The organism is Haemophilus paraphrohaemolyticus (assembly GCF_002015045.1).
Lineage (GTDB): Bacteria > Pseudomonadota > Gammaproteobacteria > Enterobacterales > Pasteurellaceae > Haemophilus_A > Haemophilus_A paraphrohaemolyticus.
In genome coordinates this window covers 1-15,981 of the sequence record NZ_MUXX01000006.1, presented here as the reverse complement: position 1 = coordinate 15,981, position 15,981 = coordinate 1, and the positions used below count along the sequence as shown (strand labels likewise).

Below are 15,981 nucleotides of genomic sequence, written 5' to 3'. Positions count from 1 at the left end.
TCAAATCAATTTTATTTAAAACACATTAATAAGCTGTATCAATTGGTAATTCTGCTCGACACCAGCCATCAAATTCACCAATAATACTAAACACATTTTCATAGCCTTGTTCCACTAGAAAGGTTGCTACATTTTTACTGCTCACGCCATGATAGCAATTCACAATAATGGGGGAGTCGAAATCGACTAACTCTTCAAATTGCAAAAAACTTTGATTCGTTAAATGAAAGGCACCTTTAGGAGGTGAGTGGGTAAAGCGGGTATCATCACGAATATCAGCTAACACTGCCCCTTGTTGAACCATTTCCCAAGCTTGTTGTGGCGTGGCATTGGGGCTATGATGAGGTTTACGAGATAACTCGGTTAAGCCCTCAAAGCCAAGCTGTTCGTGGCGTTTAATCCATTTATCTGCCGTTGGACGGCTAATATTAAACTTCTGACACAGTTCAGTTTTAGTATAGCGTTGGCTTAGCCACGCTTTTAAGAAAAGTACACGCTGTTGCATCGCATCGGTCTCTATCCAAGGCATCATCAATCTCCAGTGGATTTGGTATTTTGATGATAAGTTTACGGGAAAAATGTAAACGATGTCCTCGGGTTAGAATGTAAATGATGTTATCAGGTTGTACCCTCCCCAACCCCTCTTTTCTAAAGAGGGGGATCTTGAGTGTTATTCATTTGTCATCGGGCGAACCATTGATTCAATATATTCAATTTCTGCTTGCGTTAATGGATATTTTTCATAGAGTTCTTTGTCTGTCCATGGTTTAGAGAAGTCTTGTATTGGAACAAGTTCATAGACTTTTTTAGTGGTATGTTGGGTATTTTTCTTGAGCGTAAGCATAAAATGGAAAAAACGTGTATTAATGTAACTCATCACATTTTCACAAGTTTGTTTATCTTCAAATGGTCCTATAACAAGATAAGTTTCTGTACAAGCTGTATTGGGTTCGGCATAAATCGGTTTTACCCAGTCGGTTTTACTATCTCCAGAGCCAATTGCCTTTGGTACAAATAATTTATATTGATCAATAAGTTGTTTATTTGTAGGGATTTCTTCTCGTTTTACGTAAGAAATACTTTTATTTTGACAAAGTGTAACGTTATTAGATTTATCACTATAAGGTTCTTTTTTTCTTAATTTGCATCATTATGGAAAAGCAATTGGTGTGCACGCGTTTGGTCATTGGCTAAGAGGCGAGCGTATGCCTACTGCTAAACATCTAAAAACTCTTGCTGAATGGCTTGAAATTGATATTCACGAATTGGTTTCAGATGAAAAAGCCTACCAAGTTGCCAAATTAGAGAAGAAAAAAGAATCAAACAAGCATATTTGGGAAAGTGCGGCAAGTTATCAAGATCAGACGCTTTTTCAGATTTTCTTAAACTTACCGCAGGAGCAGAAAAAGGTAGTACGGGAAGTAATTATGGCAATGGATAAGGCATATCACCTCACGAAAAAATAGGCAATTTTGAGAGAAGGGCTTGAATAAGCAAAGCAAAACAAGTATAATTGCGAACCTTTATTATAGTCTTTGGTCGGGTTTATACCTGACGAGGTAGTGAGTACGCTGTGTTGAGTCAGCACTCATCACCCGAACCATACAAACTTACTTAAGTAATTGGAGAATTAAAATGTCAAGAGTTTGCCAAGTAACCGGCAAGCGTCCAGCAGTTGGTAACAACCGCTCACACGCATTAAACGCGACTCGTCGTCGTTTTTTACCTAACCTTCACACTCACCGTTTCTGGGTTGAGTCTGAAAACCGTTTCGTAACTTTACGCTTAACAGCGAAAGGTATGCGTATTATTGATAAAAAAGGCATTGATGCAGTATTAGCTGAAATCCGTGCTCGTGGCGAAAAAATCTAAGGAGCTAACCAATGGCAGCTAAAGGTAACCGTGAGAAAATCCGTTTAGTTTCTACTGCAGAAACTGGTCACTTCTACACAACTGACAAAAACAAACGTAATATGCCTGAAAAAATGGAAATCAAAAAATTTGATCCAGTAGTGCGTAAACACGTTATCTATAAAGAAGCTAAAATTAAATAATTTTAGACCGATTTTAAGCCCGAACAAAATGTTCGGGTTTTTTATATATTTTTACTGCAAACGTTTGCTTTTTATTTAGCCGTTCAGCTCATAAGCGGTTGAATTTGCTTTCCATTTCGCAATAAAAATGTACAATAGCCCCGTTTTGTTGTAACCCTACATCAAAAACTGTTTCCAACCTAGCCCGTCCTTTGGGCAAACTAGGGTAAAAACAAAAAAGCTGAAACGCTTTTTTTAATAAGTAGCGAGTCAAATGCCCCATGGCATCTGTTTTTTCAGAAACAGAAAGCTTAGGCTTCCCGCAAGGCACCCGACTTATTTTTTTCACCTCTTTTAGAAGGTTTTAATTAAAAATGACAATTACCACACCTGTACAAGCAATCCTTGCTTCAAACCAACATTTCTTAGACCGCCAAGATGCGATGGAATCTAACGTGCGTAGCTATCCGCGCAAATTGCCTTTTGCCTATGCAAAAGCACAAGGCTGTTGGGTCACTGACGTTGAGGGCAACGAATACCTCGACTTTTTAGCAGGGGCAGGAACCCTTGCATTAGGACACAATCACCCTGTGTTAATGCAAGCCATCAAAGACGTTTTAGACAGCGGTTTACCGTTACACACTTTAGACTTAACGACCCCGCTGAAAGACGCATTCACTGAAGAATTATTGTCATTCTTCCCGAAAGATGAGTACATCTTACAATTCACTGGCCCTTCAGGCGCAGATGCCAACGAAGCAGCGATCAAATTAGCGAAAACTTACACAGGTCGCGGCAACGTGATCGCCTTCTCTGGCGGCTTCCACGGCATGACCCAAGGTGCATTAGCCTTAACAGGTAATCTTGGTGCAAAAAACGCCGTGCAAAACTTAATGCCAGGCGTACAATTCTTACCATATCCACACGAATATCGCTGCCCATTTGGTATCGGTGGCGAAGCGGGTGCGAAAGCGGTTGAACATTACTTTGAAAACTTCATCGAAGACATTGAAAGCGGCGTGGTAAAACCTGCTGCGGTGATCTTAGAAGCAATCCAAGGCGAAGGCGGTGTTGTACCAGCCCCAATCAGTTTCTTACAAAAAGTACGTGAAGTAACCCAAAAACACGGTATTTTAATGATCGTGGATGAAGTACAAGCGGGCTTCTGTCGTTCAGGTAAAATGTTCGCCTTTGAATACGCAGGCATTCAACCAGATATCGTAGTGATGTCAAAAGCTATCGGTGGTAGCTTACCATTAGCCGTATTAGCAATTCGCAAAGCGTTCGATGCTTGGCAACCAGCCGGGCACACAGGCACCTTCCGCGGCAATCAATTAGCGATGGCAACAGGTTATGCTTCACTTAAAATTATGCGTGATGAAAACCTCGCACAAAATGCTCAAGAGCGTGGCGAATACTTAACCAACGTATTACGCGAATTAAGCAAAGAATATCCGTGCATCGGCAACGTACGTGGTCGTGGCTTAATGATGGGTATCGATATTGTAGACGAACGCCAAGCGAAAGATGCGACAGGGGCTTACCCGCGCGATTGTGAATTAGCAGCAGCAATCCAAAAAGCGTGTTTCAAAAACAAGCTCTTGCTCGAACGTGGCGGGCGCGGCGGCAACGTGGTTCGAGTACTTTGTGCAGTGAACATCAACCAAGTCGAGTGCGAAGAGTTCATCAAACGCTTCAAACAATCTGTAGCGGACGCTTTAAAATCCGTGCGTGGTTAATTGAATGCGGTCGGATTTTGCAAAAGTTTTGCGGATTTTGACCGCTTGTAAATTCAAAATGGTGGGGAAATCCCACCTTTTTTCTACTCAACTGTACAAAACTGGGATATACTTATGCTATATACAATTAAGCATAAGGAATAACTATGATTGAAGCCTCTGTTTTTATGACTAATCGAAGTCAAGCTGTGCGTTTGCCCGCTGAAGTTCGCTTTTCTGAAGAAATCAAAAAATTATCGGTTCGTGTATTGGGCAGTGATCGGATTTTATCGCCTCTCAACCAATCTTGGGATAGTTTTTTCTTGAATGATCAAGCAGTTAGCGATGATTTTATGAATGAACGAGAAATTGCATTTCAACCAGAGCGTGAGGCTTTATAGTGTTGAAATATATGCTTGATACTAACATTGTGATTTACGTGATTAAGCGTAGACCATTGGAAATTCTTTCTCGCTTTAATCAAAATGCAGGAAAAATGTGCGTGAGTAGCATTACTGTGGCTGAACTTTATTATGGAGCTGAAAAAAGCGAATATCCCGAAAGAAACCTTGCGGTTATTGAAGATTTCTTATCACGCCTCTCCATTTTAGATTACCAACCAAAGCATGCAGCTCATTTCGGCAATATTAAAGCTGAACTCTCTAAACAAGGGAAATTGATTGGCGAAAATGATATTCATATAGCTGCTCATGCTCGTAGTGAAGGGTTAATTCTGGTTAGTAACAATTTAAGAGAATTTGAGCGAGTTCCCGCATTGCGTACAGAAAATTGGGTGTAATTTATATCTAGGAATAATTATGTCAAACCTCGAACAACACAAACAAGCCTTGTTTTGTAACGATAGCAAAGCAATTGCTGACTACGAAACTGCGATGCACAATGCGGTGCAAGCGGTCTCTTCTTGGCTAAAAAATGAAAAAATGTACACGGGCGGTTCTATCAAGCAAATGAGAGCTTTGGTGGACGGCTTCAAACCGACCAAAGAAGGTATAGGTGTGCAAAAATCGCTCGAACATTTGGTGGAAATTTTTCTAAATCCAAGTTTGAAAGTACATCACCCACATTCATTGGCACACTTACACTGTCCAACGATGGTTGCAAGCCAAATTGCGGAAGTGTTGATTAATGCCACCAACCAATCTATGGATTCTTGGGATCAAAGCCCTGCGGGTTCGATTATGGAAGAGCATTTGATCGACTGGCTCCGCCAAAAAGCGGGCTATGGGGAAGGCACTTCGGGTGTGTTTACTTCTGGCGGTACCCAATCTAACTTAATGGGCGTATTGTTGGCACGCGATTGGGCGATTGCAAAGCACTGGAAAAACGAAGACGGCTCTGAATGGTCAGTACAACGTGATGGCATTCCTGCCGATGCAATGAAAAAAGTGAAAGTGATCTGCTCGGAAAATGCTCACTTCTCCGTACAAAAAAATATGGCGATGATGGGAATGGGTTTCCAATCTGTCGTGACCGTGCCATCGAATGCAAATGCTCAAATGGACGTAGCAGCTCTTGAACAAACGCTTGCCCAATTGAAAGCCGAAGGTAAAATCGCCGCTTGTATCGTGGCAACCGCAGGGACAACCGATGCAGGGGCAATTGATGACTTAAAAGCCATCAGAAAATTAGCGGACGAATATCAAGCGTGGTTACACGTTGATGCCGCCTGGGGCGGGGCGTTATTGCTTTCTAAAAATTACCGCCATTTATTAGATGGAATTGAATTGACTGACTCGATCACGCTTGACTTCCACAAGCACTTCTTCCAAACGATCTCGTGTGGAGCGTTCTTGTTGAAAGATCCTGCGAACTATCGCTTTATCGACTACAAAGCTGACTACCTCAACTCAGAATATGATGAAGAACATGGCGTGCCAAATTTGGTGGCGAAATCATTACAAACCACACGTCGTTTTGATGCATTAAAATTGTGGTTTACGGTGGAAGCCTTAGGCGAAGAGCTTTACGCTTCAATGATCGACCACGGTGTAAAACTGACCCAAGAGGTGGAACAATACATCAACGACACCGCATCATTAGAAATGCTTGTGCCAAGCCAGTTTGCTTCGGTATTATTCCGTGTGGTACCTGAAGGCTATCCTGCGGAATTTGTGGATGCTCTCAACCAAAACGTGGCAGATGAACTCTTTGCACGAGGCGAAGCGAATATTGGTGTGACCAAAGTTGGCGGCAAACAATCGCTTAAAATGACGACCTTAAGTCCAATTGCAACACTTGAAAACGTGAAAGCATTATTGGCACAAGTCTTGGCAGAAGCTGATCGCATTAAAGATGCTATCGCCAGCGGCACTTACGTTCCACCGATTGATTAGTGGATAAATTTCTGTATTTTACAGCTCCAAAATGTTGCTAATGTCACATCCTTTAGATATTAGCAACATTTTTTATTTGCTTTTTGCCATTAAACTAGTATCTAAACGAACCTCTTTCCATATATTCAAACTAAAATGAATAACATTAAGCATATCACTAATGCCAACATTTAAATATACAAACAATATTTTTTGTTGTGAGTATCTGCTTTTTTTTGTAAAATACTGTACTTATTTTCACGTCTTATTTCATTTTATGCTGAAAAATAAAAAAATTCTGGTCGGCATCACAGGTGGCATTGCCGCTTATAAAAGCATTGAGTTAATTCGTCATTTCAAAAATGCGAATGCAGAGGTGCGTGTGGTGCTTACCCCTGCGGCAGAAACCTTTGTTACCCCTTTAACGCTACAAGCGATTTCTGGTAATGCAGTTTCTACCTCGTTGTTAGACCCTCAAGCAGAACTTGCGATGGGGCATATTGAGTTGGCGAAATGGGCAGATCTCATAGTAATTGCCCCCGTTTCGGCAGACTTTATCGCTCGCCTTCGTATAGGTATGGGCAATGACTTACTTTCCACCCTTTGCCTTGCGACTGCTTCTCCTATTCTGCTTGCGCCCGCGATGAATCAGCAGATGTTCAAACAAGCAGCGGTGCAAGAAAACTTAACAGTATTGGCGGAGCGTGGTGTGCAAATAATCGGGCCGAACAGCGGTTTTCAGGCGTGTGGCGATGTGGGCAAAGGACGAATGTCTGAGCCGAGTGAAATTTTCCAAGCTGTGTGCGAACATTTTGCAGATACACAAGATTTAGCCGATTTAAACATCACAATTACCGCGGGCCCAACCCAAGAGGCGATTGATCCTGTGCGTTATATCAGTAATCACAGCTCGGGCAAAATGGGCTTTGCGATTGCCGATTCCTTTGCTAAACGGGGGGCAAAAGTAACACTGATTGCTGGGCCTGTTAATTTAGCAACACCGAAAAATGTAGTGCGAGTCAATGTGCTTTCTGCCCAAGAAATGGCGGAACAAGCGGTCAGATTTGCTGAACAATCTGCGATTTTTATTGGCTGCGCTGCGGTCGCAGATTATCGTGTAGCAGAAGTGGCAACCCAGAAAATTAAGAAAACTACAGATAGCGATGAATTCACGCTAAAACTCGTGAAAAATCCAGATATTATCGCAACGGTCGCAAACTTGCAGGAAAAGCGCCCATTCGTGGTCGGTTTCGCGGCAGAAACGCAAAACGTGGCGGAATATGCAAAAAGCAAGCTACAACGTAAGAATCTCGATCTAATTTGTGCCAACGATGTATCTGGTGGGCAAGTTTTCGGGCAAGAGCAAAATGCCTTACAGCTTTTTTGGCAAAACGGCGAGAAAATTTTACCGCTTGCAGACAAGGGCAAATTAGCCAAGGCCTTGGTTGGAGAAATTACTCAGTTGTATAACGAGAAAAAGGACAAATAATGAAACAAATTGATTTAAAAATTTTAGATAGCCGCATCGGTTCTGAATTCCCTCTGCCAGCGTATGCAACCGAAGGCTCGGCAGGTTTAGATTTACGTGCCTTAATTGAGGCACCGATGACGGTTGAAGCGGGTCAAACCGTACTTATTCCAACAGGCATTTCAATCTATATTGCTGACCCAAGTTTAGCAGCTGTGATTTTACCTCGTTCAGGCCTAGGACATAAAAATGGCATCGTGTTAGGGAATTTAGTGGGATTGATTGACAGTGATTACCAAGGCCCGCTAATGGTTTCACTTTGGAACCGCAGCGATAAACCATTCATCATCGAAGTGGGCGACCGCATTGCACAGCTTGTGTTCGTGCCTGTGGTGCAAGCGAGCTTCAACATCGTCGAGAATTTTGAAAAAACGGAACGCGGCGAAGGCGGTTTCGGGCATTCAGGTAAGCAATAATATAACAACACGCTCTTATTCAAACGTTTATTGGGGAAAAATTATGTCAACGCCACAAGTTAAAATGCCGAAAAAAACTAAAGAAGAACGCCAACAACAGGTATTGGAAACGCTGATTAGCGAGCTTAATTCTGAAGGCGGAATGCAACGTGTGACGACCGAGAGATTAGCCAAAGCGGTTGGTGTGTCGGAGGGGGCTTTGTACCGTTATTTCCCAAGCAAAGCGAAAATGTTTGAAGCCTTGATCGAGAAAATTGAGCAAACGCTTAATAGCTATATCGTGGCAAGCAAACGTCGAGAAAATAGCACAGAGGCGATTATTAAGTCGATCGTCTATTCTGTGATTGAATTTGCACGCAAAAATCCAGGCGTTACTCGCATTCTTACGGGGCACGCCTTGATGTTTGAAGATGATGCTTTAAAAGCCCGCATTGCAAAATTCTTTTACAGCCTTGAGATGCAATTTGCCAATATTTTACAAATGAGTAAACTTAATAATGACAAAGTGTTTAATGATGAACGTGCATTAGCGGCTTACTTAGTGAATTTCTGCGAAGGACAATTTTTACGCCTTGTTCGATCAAATTTTAACTCCTCTCAATATCAACCTTTTGAAAAGCAGTGGGCAATGCTCAAACCGCTTTTTGAATAAGGAAAAACAATGATTATTCCTTGGCAAGAACTGGAAGAAGAGACACTTTATAACGTGCTTGATTCCTTTATTTTACGCGAAGGCACAGATTACGGTGCTCGTGAGCTTTCATTAGATGAAAAACGCGAACGCCTGTTAGCAGAACTAAAAGCAGATAAAGTGGTGATTGTGTGGTCGGAATTACACGAAAGCCTTGATATTAAAGACAAAAAATCGTTTTTAGGCTAAATATTGCTTATGTGCTACAATAACGACAACAAATACCCCTAAATAATTAGTTTTAACAAGGGTAATGCCCTTTAAAAAGGTTTTAAAATGGGCAGGAAGCTCACTCTCACAACATAATTTCACCATTCTAAAAGGACTTTTTATGCAAGATATGACACTGAGTACACCGCCGATTGAAGACTTAACTCCTGCACCATCTATCCACGATCCTGTAGTGGAATGGTTCTTAACTCAATGCCACGTGCACCGCTACCCAGCGAAATATACGCTTATCCACGCAGGCGAAAAGGCAGAATCGCTTTATTATATCGTGAGTGGTTCGGTATCGGTTTTCGTTAAAGATGACGAGCATAAAGAGATGCTTTTAACCAACCTTGGGCAAGGTGAATTTTTGGGCGAAATCAGTCTGTTTGAAGAAAAATTGCAAACTCGCACTGCTTGGGTGAAAACCAAAGAAACTTGCGAAATTGCTGAAATTTCCTACAAACGTTTCAAACAGATTGTGCACATCAACCCTGAAATTTTGATGTATCTTTCTGCACAAATGGCGCGCCGTTTACGCCAAACTTCCAGCCAAGTAAGCAACCTTGCGTTCTTAGATGTGGCGGGTCGCATTGCTCAAACCTTGATGAATTTAGCTCGCCAACCTGACGCGATGACTCACCCTGAAGGAATGCAGATCAAGATCACCCGCCAAGAGATTGGACAAATGGTCGGTTGTTCCCGTGAAACCGTTGGACGTATTTTAAAAATGCTTGAAGATGATGAGATGATCTCCGCCCACGGCAAAACGATTGTGGTGTTCCACAAGCAACTGCAGAAAGCAGGTAATTAATATTCTTATTTATCTTATAAAGCTGAAAGATGAAAAATCTTTCAGCTTTATTATTTGGTAGCATAATAGAAAAAAAAGTCTGCCCTAAGGCAGACAAGGAGTGATTTCTGATTATTTGGATGTATTATAGCATTATATAAAAATATAATAGCGATGCGTATTTTATCGACAATATATAAATTAAGCAATGAATTTATCATATTCTCGCTATTATTTTTCCTTTTTAACTATTTCCACTAATAAGTTCTTATGCTTGGAGCTTGATAATGCTGAATAAACGTTTCAATCTCAGCTAAATCATTGCTAAACAAAATCTTGTCACGATCTGGTTGGGTTAAGAAACCATCTTGCACCATTCTGTCGTAAAAATTACGTAAACTGTCAAAATAGCCGTTCTCATTAAAAAGAATGCATGGGCTTGGATTTTGTCCAATTCTTGCCCAAGAAATCACTTCGGAAATCTCTTCTAACGTGCCAGGGCCACCTGGTAAAGCGATAAAGGCGCTGGCAAGATCAAACATTCGTTTTTTGCGTTCAGGCATTGTGTCCACCACAACTAATTCGGTTAAATTGGGATGGGCTAATTCACGTTCCTTTAAAAATTCGGGAATAATGCCGATGACTTTTCCACCGTGAGCCAACACGGTGCTCGCAATTAACCCCATTAAACCTGCTGCACCGCCACCATACACGAGCTGATGCCCTTTTTCAGCAATCCATTTGCCTAAGCATTCGGTGGCTTGTTGATAGAGAGGATTATTGCCAAGACTGGCGCCACAATAGACGGTAATGTTCATAGAAGTTCCTGCTTATTGGGATGAGATTTGCAAATTTGAGGTAATAAAAAACCGCTTGTTGAAAAACAAGCGGTTAGAATTTGATGGCGGAGGAAGTGAGATTCGAACTCACGGAGGGCGTAAACCCTCGCCGGTTTTCAAGACCGGTGCCTTCAACCACTCGACCATTCCTCCGTTGAAAACGAGCTGAATAATATCGGTTTATGCTCACTCGGTCAAGTAGAAGTTTTAAAGAATGTGTTGTTTGGTTGTTTTTTAGTCTTTTTTAATCAGCCACACACCGCTTTCAATATGATGTGTGTAAGGGAATTGGTCAAACAACGCCGCTCGCTCAATGCGGTGAGTTTGCGAAAGTTGTTTGAGATTATCCGCCAGCGTTTCAGGATTACACGAAATATACAAAATGCGATCATACGCTTGCACCATATCAAGTGTAGCTTGATCTAACCCCGCACGCGGCGGATCAACAAAAATCGTGTTGCAATCGTAGCTTTTCAGATCAATGCCTTTCAAGCGGTTAAATTCACGTACGCCATTCATCGCTTGGGTGAACTCTTCGGCAGACATTCGAATAATCTGCAAGTTATCGACACCGTTTTTCTCAATATTATATTGAGCCGATTGCACGGACGATTTCGAGATTTCTGTCGCCAACACTTTGCGGAAATTTTCCGCTAACGCAATCGAGAAATTGCCGTTCCCGCAGTAAAGCTCAAGCAAATCGCCTTTGCTATTTTTCGTGCAACTTCTCGCCCATTCCAACATTTTGATATTCATTTCCGCATTGGGCTGAGTGAAGCTGTTTTCCACTTGGCGATAGACGTAATTTTTGCCTGCAAGTGGTAGAATTTCTTCCACAAAATCACAATCAAGGGCAATTTTTTGCTTGGTAGCACGCCCGATGATTTGTACCTTAAAGCCCTGATTTTCTAAGCGAGTTTTTAAGGCTTTAGCCTGTTCAATCCACGCCTCATCAAGCTTTTTATGATAGAGCAATGAAACCGCAATTTCACCGCTCAAGGTGCTTAAATAATCTACTTGGAACAGCTTGCGTGTTAAAATTTCATTGCCGTGAATATCAGCCAGCAGAACTTGCATCATTCGGTTGATCAGCTCATTAGCAATCGGAAAATGATCCACGCGATAGCGTTGTTTGGTCGCTTGGTCAAACATAATATGATAGAGATCATTTTCGCCTTGCTTGTTTTTATCGTGCCAAACGCGAAACTCGGCCCGCATACGGAAATGGCTGGGTTTTGAGGCAAAAACGTCTAACTCAGGCGCATTGAATGGTGCAAGTAAAGTGGTTAAATTTTCGGTTTTTTTTGCAAGAAGTTCGGAATATTGTTCGATAGGTAATATCATGGTTTTCTTTAGATAAAAAACAAGGTGCAAAAATGCACCCTATCTATAAAAAATGTTAGCAAAAGGCTTATTCTGCCGCACTAAAATCATCACCAGCGTCGCTGCCTGCGTTGCCAGAAAGTGTGTAGATGCGTTTTGATTTGGTTGTTAATGAACGATATTTTAACCACGCTTTTTCGATGATGCTTTCTGCAATTTCGTCACCTTTCATCACGGCAACAAAGCGTTTTTCTTCCGCCGTTGCTGCTTTACGTTCACCCGTTTCTAATGCTAAACACGCTTGACCATATTGCTCTAAAACTTGCGCTTCGCGGATGGTGTAATCACCGTGGCGAGCAAAACCGCGTGGGTAGTTTTTATCATCAAAGTAACGACGGGTTACGCTAAAACTTTCTGCCATAATATGCCTCTTTTTATGCAAATTTGCTGTGGGAAAATAAAAAAATCAATTGTGCATTAAAGCAAGGAATAAAAACAAGGTCAAGGATTTATGCGTGTGAACGGTCGTTTTCTTGCAAAAATTTGCCTATAATGGGCAAATTTTATGATTTTAATAAAAGGATCTTTAATGAAATCCTACCTCACGCTTTTCTTTCGCGTTTTTTTCAAACGAATGGGGCAGAATCAAATTCCTGTCACGGCAGGCTATCTGACTTACAACACTATGCTTGCCACTGTGCCATTGATTATGGTGATTTTCTCCGTGTTTACCATTTTTCCGTTTTTTGAGGAAGCCACGGGGCAAATCAAAGCACTTATTTACGACAACTTCGCCCCAAGCGCGGGCGATTTAGTGCAAGAATATTTGGAAAGTTTTGTCGCTAATTCCCGTAAAATGGGGATTGTCAGCACGCTCGGTTTGGTTGTAGTAGCGTTAATGCTGATTCACAACATCGACAAAGCCCTTAACGGCTTATGGCACGAAACCCGCAAGCGGTCTATTTTTCTCTCCTTTTTGCTTTATGCCTTGTTGCTTGTGTTTGCACCATTGCTTACGGGAATGAGCATTGCAATTAGCTCTTATATTATGTCTCTGCGAATGTTTAACGATTTGGAAGTGCTTTCGCTCGGTAATTATCTGCTCAATTATGTGCCGTTTTTGCTCACGTGGCTGCTATTTAGCCTGATTTATTGGCTGGTACCGAACACCAAAGTGAAGTGGCATCACGCCTTGATTGGCGCGTTGTTAGCAGGCATTTTCTTCACATTGGGCAAGCAGATTTTTATTTGGTACATCACCACCTTCCCTTCTTACCAAGCGATTTATGGTGCGTTGGCAACCCTGCCGATTACGCTGTTATGGATTCATCTAAGCTGGCAAGTGGTGCTCTTTGGTGGGCAGTTTGCCGCAGTGTTAAAAGATGTCGAGTTAATTCAAAAAGGAGAACTAACCTTATGATCGCGTTAATTCAGCGAGTGAAATGGGCAAAAGTGGAAGTAGAAAGCCAAACGGTGGGCGAAATTGCTCACGGATTGTTGGTGCTATTAGGTGTGGAACAAGGCGATACACAAGAAAAATCCGACCGCTTGTTGGAGAAAGTATTGAACTATCGCATTTTCTCTGATGAACAAGGCAAAATGAATTTTAACGTGCAGCAAGCGGGCGGAAGCCTGCTCGTGGTTTCACAGTTCACGCTGGCTGCCGACACCCAAAAAGGCTTACGCCCAAGTTTTTCCAAAGGCGGAAGCCCGCAAGTGGCGAATGAGCTTTACACTTACTTCCATCAGCAAGCAGCGAAAAAAATTCACACCCAAACAGGGCAATTTGCCGCAGATATGCAAGTTTCATTGCAAAACGACGGACCAGTGACTTTTTGGTTGCAGGTGTAGCAATTTATTTGTGGAAAAAAACGCCTTTCTATGTTAAAACTATGGGGCATTTTTTCGTTAAATTTTTAACAATTTTATTTACAAGGAACACAACAATGTCTTTACAAGCAATTATTGAAGCGGCATTCGAACGTCGAGCAGAAATCACTCCAAAAACTGTGGATGCAGAAACGCGTGCAGCGATTGAAGAGGTGATCGAAGGGTTAGACAACGGCACTTACCGAGTGGCGGAAAAAATTGACGGCGAATGGGTTACGCATCAATGGTTAAAAAAAGCGGTTTTACTTTCATTCCGCATTAACGACAACCAAATCATTGACGGTGCAGAAACCAAATACTACGACAAAGTGGGTTTAAAATTTGCAGATTACACAGAAGAACGCTTCGCACAAGAAGGCTTCCGTGTCGTGCCTTCAGCAACTGTGCGTAAAGGGGCATACATTTCTAAAAACTGTGTGTTAATGCCTTCTTATGTGAACATCGGTGCTTACGTTGGCGAAGGCACAATGGTGGATACTTGGGCAACCGTAGGTTCTTGTGCACAAATCGGTAAAAACGTTCACTTATCAGGTGGCGTGGGCATCGGTGGCGTATTAGAGCCATTACAAGCAAACCCAACTATCATTGGCGACAACTGCTTTATCGGAGCACGTTCAGAAGTGGTTGAAGGCGTGATTGTTGAAGATGGTTGCGTAATCTCAATGGGCGTATTCATCGGTCAATCTACCCGTATTTACGACCGCGAAACAGGCGAAATCCACTATGGGCGCGTACCAGCCGGCTCTGTGGTAGTTTCAGGTAGCCTTCCGTCAAAATGCGGTAAATACAGCCTTTATTGTGCAGTAATCGTGAAAAAAGTTGATGCAAAAACTTTAGGTAAAGTGGGCATCAATGAATTGCTTCGCACGATTGAAGAATAATTTTTAAAGTAGGATGTGTGAACGTAGTTCACGCACGCAATAGGTCAATTTTTCGTAATAAGATACAAAACGTGCGTGGATTTTTAATCCACACACCCTACATTGGAGGTTCTATGACCACCTACAACCTACGTTTAAAAGCCAAAAACGAACTTACCCCTCACCCCACCGCCCAATATTGGCGAAAATGCCAGGTGGAAGAACTTTTCGATTTACCTTTTATGGATTTAGTCTTCCGTGCGGCAAGCGTTCACCGTGAACATTTCAACCCAAACGCTATTCAACTTTCAACCTTGCTTTCCATTAAAACAGGCGGTTGTGCGGAAGATTGCGAATACTGTCCGCAATCCGCCCGCTACGACACAGGCGTAGAAAAGCAAGAAATGCTCGATGTGGAATATATTGTTGAAAAAGCCAAAATCGCTAAAGCACGAGGAGCAAGTCGTTTCTGTATGGGGGCCGCGTGGCGAGGCCCGAAGCCGAAAGATATTGAAACTGTTTCTAACATTATTCACGCAGTGAAATCCCTCGGCTTAGAAACCTGTGGCACATTCGGAATGCTTGAAGACGGTATGGCGGAAGATTTAAAAGAAGCGGGCTTGGATTACTACAATCATAACTTAGACACCGATCCAGAACGCTACAACAAAATTATCCATACCCGTTCTCACGATGACCGAATGGACACCCTCGGCAAAGTACGTCACGCAGGCTTGAAAATCTGCTGCGGCGGTATTGTGGGAATGAACGAAACCCGTGCCGAACGTGCAGGCTTAATCGCTAGCCTTGCCAACCTCGACCCGCAACCTGAAAGCGTGCCGATTAATCAATTAGTGAAAGTGGCAGGCACACCGCTGGAAAACGCGGAAGATTTAGACTGGACGGAGTTCGTTCGCACCATCGCCGTTGCCCGCATTACGATGCCAAACAGCTACGTTCGCCTTTCCGCAGGCAGAAGCAATATGCCAGAATCAATGCAAGCCCTTTGCTTTATGGCAGGTGCGAACTCAATTTTCTATGGTGATAAATTGCTCACCACCGAAAACCCAGAAGAAGACGGCGACCGCTTGCTGATGGAAAAATTGAATTTGTATCCGTTGGCGTATGAGGCTAAGCCTGAAACAGAAGAAGGCAAAGAACTTTGGCAAAATGCCGCAGCAAATTAACCGCTTGTCAATTAAACCCCTCCTCCCTTGTGGAAGAGAGATAATTTCACTTCGTTCAGAAGTGAAATTCGGGAGAGGGGTAAGCGGTCAATTTTAACCTCACTTTTTCTCCCTCTCTCTGAAAAAATTTCTGAACGAAATTTTGTACAACCCAAACATC

At 42.4% G+C, this 15,981-nt stretch carries 21 protein-coding genes, 1 tRNA gene and 1 pseudogene; 16 read left to right on the top strand and 7 right to left on the bottom strand.

The annotated features are described in order from the left end of the window. Positions 1-25: 25 nt before the first annotated feature. From B0184_RS10655 to B0184_RS10730, 3 genes and pseudogenes are all read right to left on the bottom strand, one after another. The gene (locus B0184_RS10655) at positions 26-304 is read right to left on the bottom strand and encodes a rhodanese-like domain-containing protein (RefSeq protein ID WP_050855464.1); all 279 of its coding nucleotides are present in this window, start codon (positions 302-304) and stop codon (positions 26-28) included. Between the two features lie 12 nt (positions 305-316). Beyond that, positions 317-529: pseudogene (locus B0184_RS10650) on the bottom strand (helix-turn-helix domain-containing protein); the annotation flags it as partial. Positions 530-670: 141 nt separating this feature from the next. Further along, positions 671-877, bottom strand: a complete 207-nt coding sequence (locus B0184_RS10730; protein ID WP_039851674.1) for a hypothetical protein — start codon at positions 875-877, stop codon at positions 671-673. Positions 878-1,205: 328 nt separating this feature from the next. Here B0184_RS10730 and B0184_RS04435 point away from each other — a divergent pair, with 328 nt between their 5' ends. The 12 genes from B0184_RS04435 (at position 1,206) to crp (ending at position 9,743) form a co-directional block, all read left to right on the top strand. Continuing rightward, the gene (locus tag B0184_RS04435) at positions 1,206-1,466 is read left to right on the top strand and encodes a hypothetical protein (RefSeq protein WP_005710079.1); all 261 of its coding nucleotides are present in this window, start codon (positions 1,206-1,208) and stop codon (positions 1,464-1,466) included. 169 nt (positions 1,467-1,635) lie between these two features. Next, entirely contained in the window at positions 1,636-1,872 is a 237-nt protein-coding gene (rpmB, locus tag B0184_RS04430) for a 50S ribosomal protein L28 (protein ID WP_005599762.1), read from the top strand. Positions 1,873-1,883: 11 nt separating this feature from the next. Continuing rightward, entirely contained in the window at positions 1,884-2,054 is a 171-nt protein-coding gene (gene rpmG / locus B0184_RS04425; protein ID WP_005706939.1) for a 50S ribosomal protein L33, read from the top strand. A 353-nt stretch (positions 2,055-2,407) separates the two neighbouring features. Next, complete coding sequence (locus B0184_RS04420; protein WP_005710081.1) at positions 2,408-3,772, top strand: diaminobutyrate--2-oxoglutarate transaminase; 1,365 nt, start codon at positions 2,408-2,410, stop codon at positions 3,770-3,772. Positions 3,773-3,918: 146 nt separating this feature from the next. Next, complete coding sequence (vapB2, locus tag B0184_RS04415; RefSeq protein ID WP_005706948.1) at positions 3,919-4,152, top strand: type II toxin-antitoxin system antitoxin VapB2; 234 nt, start codon at positions 3,919-3,921, stop codon at positions 4,150-4,152. Continuing rightward, complete coding sequence (gene vapC, locus B0184_RS04410) at positions 4,152-4,550, top strand: type II toxin-antitoxin system tRNA(fMet)-specific endonuclease VapC (protein WP_005710084.1); 399 nt, start codon at positions 4,152-4,154, stop codon at positions 4,548-4,550. Before vapB2 ends, vapC begins: the two co-directional genes overlap by 1 nt. A gap of 19 nt (positions 4,551-4,569) precedes the next feature. Next, entirely contained in the window at positions 4,570-6,105 is a 1,536-nt protein-coding gene (gene ddc / locus B0184_RS04405) for an L-2,4-diaminobutyrate decarboxylase (protein WP_005710075.1), read from the top strand. Positions 6,106-6,361: 256 nt separating this feature from the next. Next, complete coding sequence (gene coaBC / locus B0184_RS04400) at positions 6,362-7,573, top strand: bifunctional phosphopantothenoylcysteine decarboxylase/phosphopantothenate--cysteine ligase CoaBC (protein WP_005710066.1); 1,212 nt, start codon at positions 6,362-6,364, stop codon at positions 7,571-7,573. After that, a complete protein-coding gene (gene dut / locus B0184_RS04395; RefSeq protein WP_005710083.1) occupies positions 7,573-8,028 on the top strand; it encodes a dUTP diphosphatase in 456 nt (151 codons plus the stop codon). The genes coaBC and dut overlap by 1 nt, the downstream gene beginning before the upstream one ends. A gap of 43 nt (positions 8,029-8,071) precedes the next feature. Further along, positions 8,072-8,680: a nucleoid occlusion factor SlmA gene (gene slmA / locus B0184_RS04390; protein WP_005710071.1), complete on the top strand. Its 609-nt coding sequence runs from the start codon at positions 8,072-8,074 to the stop codon at positions 8,678-8,680. Between the two features lie 9 nt (positions 8,681-8,689). Further along, complete coding sequence (locus B0184_RS04385) at positions 8,690-8,908, top strand: YheU family protein (protein ID WP_005710073.1); 219 nt, start codon at positions 8,690-8,692, stop codon at positions 8,906-8,908. A gap of 142 nt (positions 8,909-9,050) precedes the next feature. Beyond that, positions 9,051-9,743 carry a cAMP-activated global transcriptional regulator CRP gene (gene crp, locus B0184_RS04380; protein WP_005710069.1) on the top strand — a complete coding sequence of 231 codons (693 nt, stop codon included), beginning with the start codon at positions 9,051-9,053 and terminating at the stop codon, positions 9,741-9,743. Between the two features lie 236 nt (positions 9,744-9,979). Here the strand turns inward: crp and B0184_RS04375 are convergent, their stop codons facing one another. The 4 genes from B0184_RS04375 to B0184_RS04360 all read right to left on the bottom strand — a co-directional run bounded on the left by B0184_RS04375 (position 9,980) and on the right by B0184_RS04360 (position 12,305). Next, a complete protein-coding gene (locus B0184_RS04375) occupies positions 9,980-10,540 on the bottom strand; it encodes an LOG family protein (RefSeq protein WP_005710067.1) in 561 nt (186 codons plus the stop codon). Positions 10,541-10,624: 84 nt separating this feature from the next. Further along, positions 10,625-10,714: transfer RNA gene (locus B0184_RS04370), tRNA-Ser, on the bottom strand. A gap of 81 nt (positions 10,715-10,795) precedes the next feature. After that, entirely contained in the window at positions 10,796-11,905 is a 1,110-nt protein-coding gene (trmA, locus tag B0184_RS04365) for a tRNA (uridine(54)-C5)-methyltransferase TrmA (RefSeq protein ID WP_005708354.1), read from the bottom strand. A gap of 67 nt (positions 11,906-11,972) precedes the next feature. Beyond that, on the bottom strand, positions 11,973-12,305 hold the full coding sequence (locus B0184_RS04360; protein ID WP_005708359.1) for a MaoP family protein: 333 nt from the start codon (positions 12,303-12,305) through the stop codon (positions 11,973-11,975). A 168-nt stretch (positions 12,306-12,473) separates the two neighbouring features. On the opposite strand from B0184_RS04360, the gene B0184_RS04355 reads away from it, so the two are divergent. The 4 genes from B0184_RS04355 (at position 12,474) to bioB (ending at position 15,821) form a co-directional block, all read left to right on the top strand. Beyond that, a complete protein-coding gene (locus B0184_RS04355; protein ID WP_005708353.1) occupies positions 12,474-13,304 on the top strand; it encodes a virulence factor BrkB family protein in 831 nt (276 codons plus the stop codon). Next, positions 13,301-13,735, top strand: a complete 435-nt coding sequence (gene dtd / locus B0184_RS04350) for a D-aminoacyl-tRNA deacylase (RefSeq protein ID WP_005708356.1) — start codon at positions 13,301-13,303, stop codon at positions 13,733-13,735. The genes B0184_RS04355 and dtd overlap by 4 nt, the downstream gene beginning before the upstream one ends. A 95-nt stretch (positions 13,736-13,830) precedes the next feature. After that, the gene (gene dapD / locus B0184_RS04345) at positions 13,831-14,655 is read left to right on the top strand and encodes a 2,3,4,5-tetrahydropyridine-2,6-dicarboxylate N-succinyltransferase (protein WP_005708361.1); all 825 of its coding nucleotides are present in this window, start codon (positions 13,831-13,833) and stop codon (positions 14,653-14,655) included. Between the two features lie 113 nt (positions 14,656-14,768). Beyond that, a complete protein-coding gene (gene bioB, locus B0184_RS04340) occupies positions 14,769-15,821 on the top strand; it encodes a biotin synthase BioB (RefSeq protein ID WP_005708357.1) in 1,053 nt (350 codons plus the stop codon). Positions 15,822-15,981: the final 160 nt, after the last annotated feature.

What these genes read in the sequence shown, in the direction of transcription:
- dtd (WP_005708356.1), top strand. Translation starts at nt 13,301, where the DNA reads ATGATCGCGTTAATTCAGCGAGTGAAATGGGCAAAAGTGGAAGTAGAA.
- B0184_RS04375 (WP_005710067.1), bottom strand. Translation starts at nt 10,540, where the DNA reads ATGAACATTACCGTCTATTGTGGCGCCAGTCTTGGCAATAATCCTCTC.
- crp (WP_005710069.1), top strand. Translation starts at nt 9,051, where the DNA reads ATGCAAGATATGACACTGAGTACACCGCCGATTGAAGACTTAACTCCT.
- dut (WP_005710083.1), top strand. Translation starts at nt 7,573, where the DNA reads ATGAAACAAATTGATTTAAAAATTTTAGATAGCCGCATCGGTTCTGAA.
- B0184_RS04420 (WP_005710081.1), top strand. Translation starts at nt 2,408, where the DNA reads ATGACAATTACCACACCTGTACAAGCAATCCTTGCTTCAAACCAACAT.
- B0184_RS10730 (WP_039851674.1), bottom strand. Translation starts at nt 877, where the DNA reads ATGAGTTACATTAATACACGTTTTTTCCATTTTATGCTTACGCTCAAG.
- rpmG (WP_005706939.1), top strand. Translation starts at nt 1,884, where the DNA reads ATGGCAGCTAAAGGTAACCGTGAGAAAATCCGTTTAGTTTCTACTGCA.
- dapD (WP_005708361.1), top strand. Translation starts at nt 13,831, where the DNA reads ATGTCTTTACAAGCAATTATTGAAGCGGCATTCGAACGTCGAGCAGAA.
- trmA (WP_005708354.1), bottom strand. Translation starts at nt 11,905, where the DNA reads ATGATATTACCTATCGAACAATATTCCGAACTTCTTGCAAAAAAAACC.
- slmA (WP_005710071.1), top strand. Translation starts at nt 8,072, where the DNA reads ATGTCAACGCCACAAGTTAAAATGCCGAAAAAAACTAAAGAAGAACGC.
- B0184_RS04385 (WP_005710073.1), top strand. Translation starts at nt 8,690, where the DNA reads ATGATTATTCCTTGGCAAGAACTGGAAGAAGAGACACTTTATAACGTG.
- coaBC (WP_005710066.1), top strand. Translation starts at nt 6,362, where the DNA reads ATGCTGAAAAATAAAAAAATTCTGGTCGGCATCACAGGTGGCATTGCC.
- ddc (WP_005710075.1), top strand. Translation starts at nt 4,570, where the DNA reads ATGTCAAACCTCGAACAACACAAACAAGCCTTGTTTTGTAACGATAGC.
- bioB (WP_005708357.1), top strand. Translation starts at nt 14,769, where the DNA reads ATGACCACCTACAACCTACGTTTAAAAGCCAAAAACGAACTTACCCCT.
- vapB2 (WP_005706948.1), top strand. Translation starts at nt 3,919, where the DNA reads ATGATTGAAGCCTCTGTTTTTATGACTAATCGAAGTCAAGCTGTGCGT.
- rpmB (WP_005599762.1), top strand. Translation starts at nt 1,636, where the DNA reads ATGTCAAGAGTTTGCCAAGTAACCGGCAAGCGTCCAGCAGTTGGTAAC.
- B0184_RS04435 (WP_005710079.1), top strand. Translation starts at nt 1,206, where the DNA reads ATGCCTACTGCTAAACATCTAAAAACTCTTGCTGAATGGCTTGAAATT.
- B0184_RS10655 (WP_050855464.1), bottom strand. Translation starts at nt 304, where the DNA reads ATGGTTCAACAAGGGGCAGTGTTAGCTGATATTCGTGATGATACCCGC.
- B0184_RS04355 (WP_005708353.1), top strand. Translation starts at nt 12,474, where the DNA reads ATGAAATCCTACCTCACGCTTTTCTTTCGCGTTTTTTTCAAACGAATG.
- B0184_RS04360 (WP_005708359.1), bottom strand. Translation starts at nt 12,305, where the DNA reads ATGGCAGAAAGTTTTAGCGTAACCCGTCGTTACTTTGATGATAAAAAC.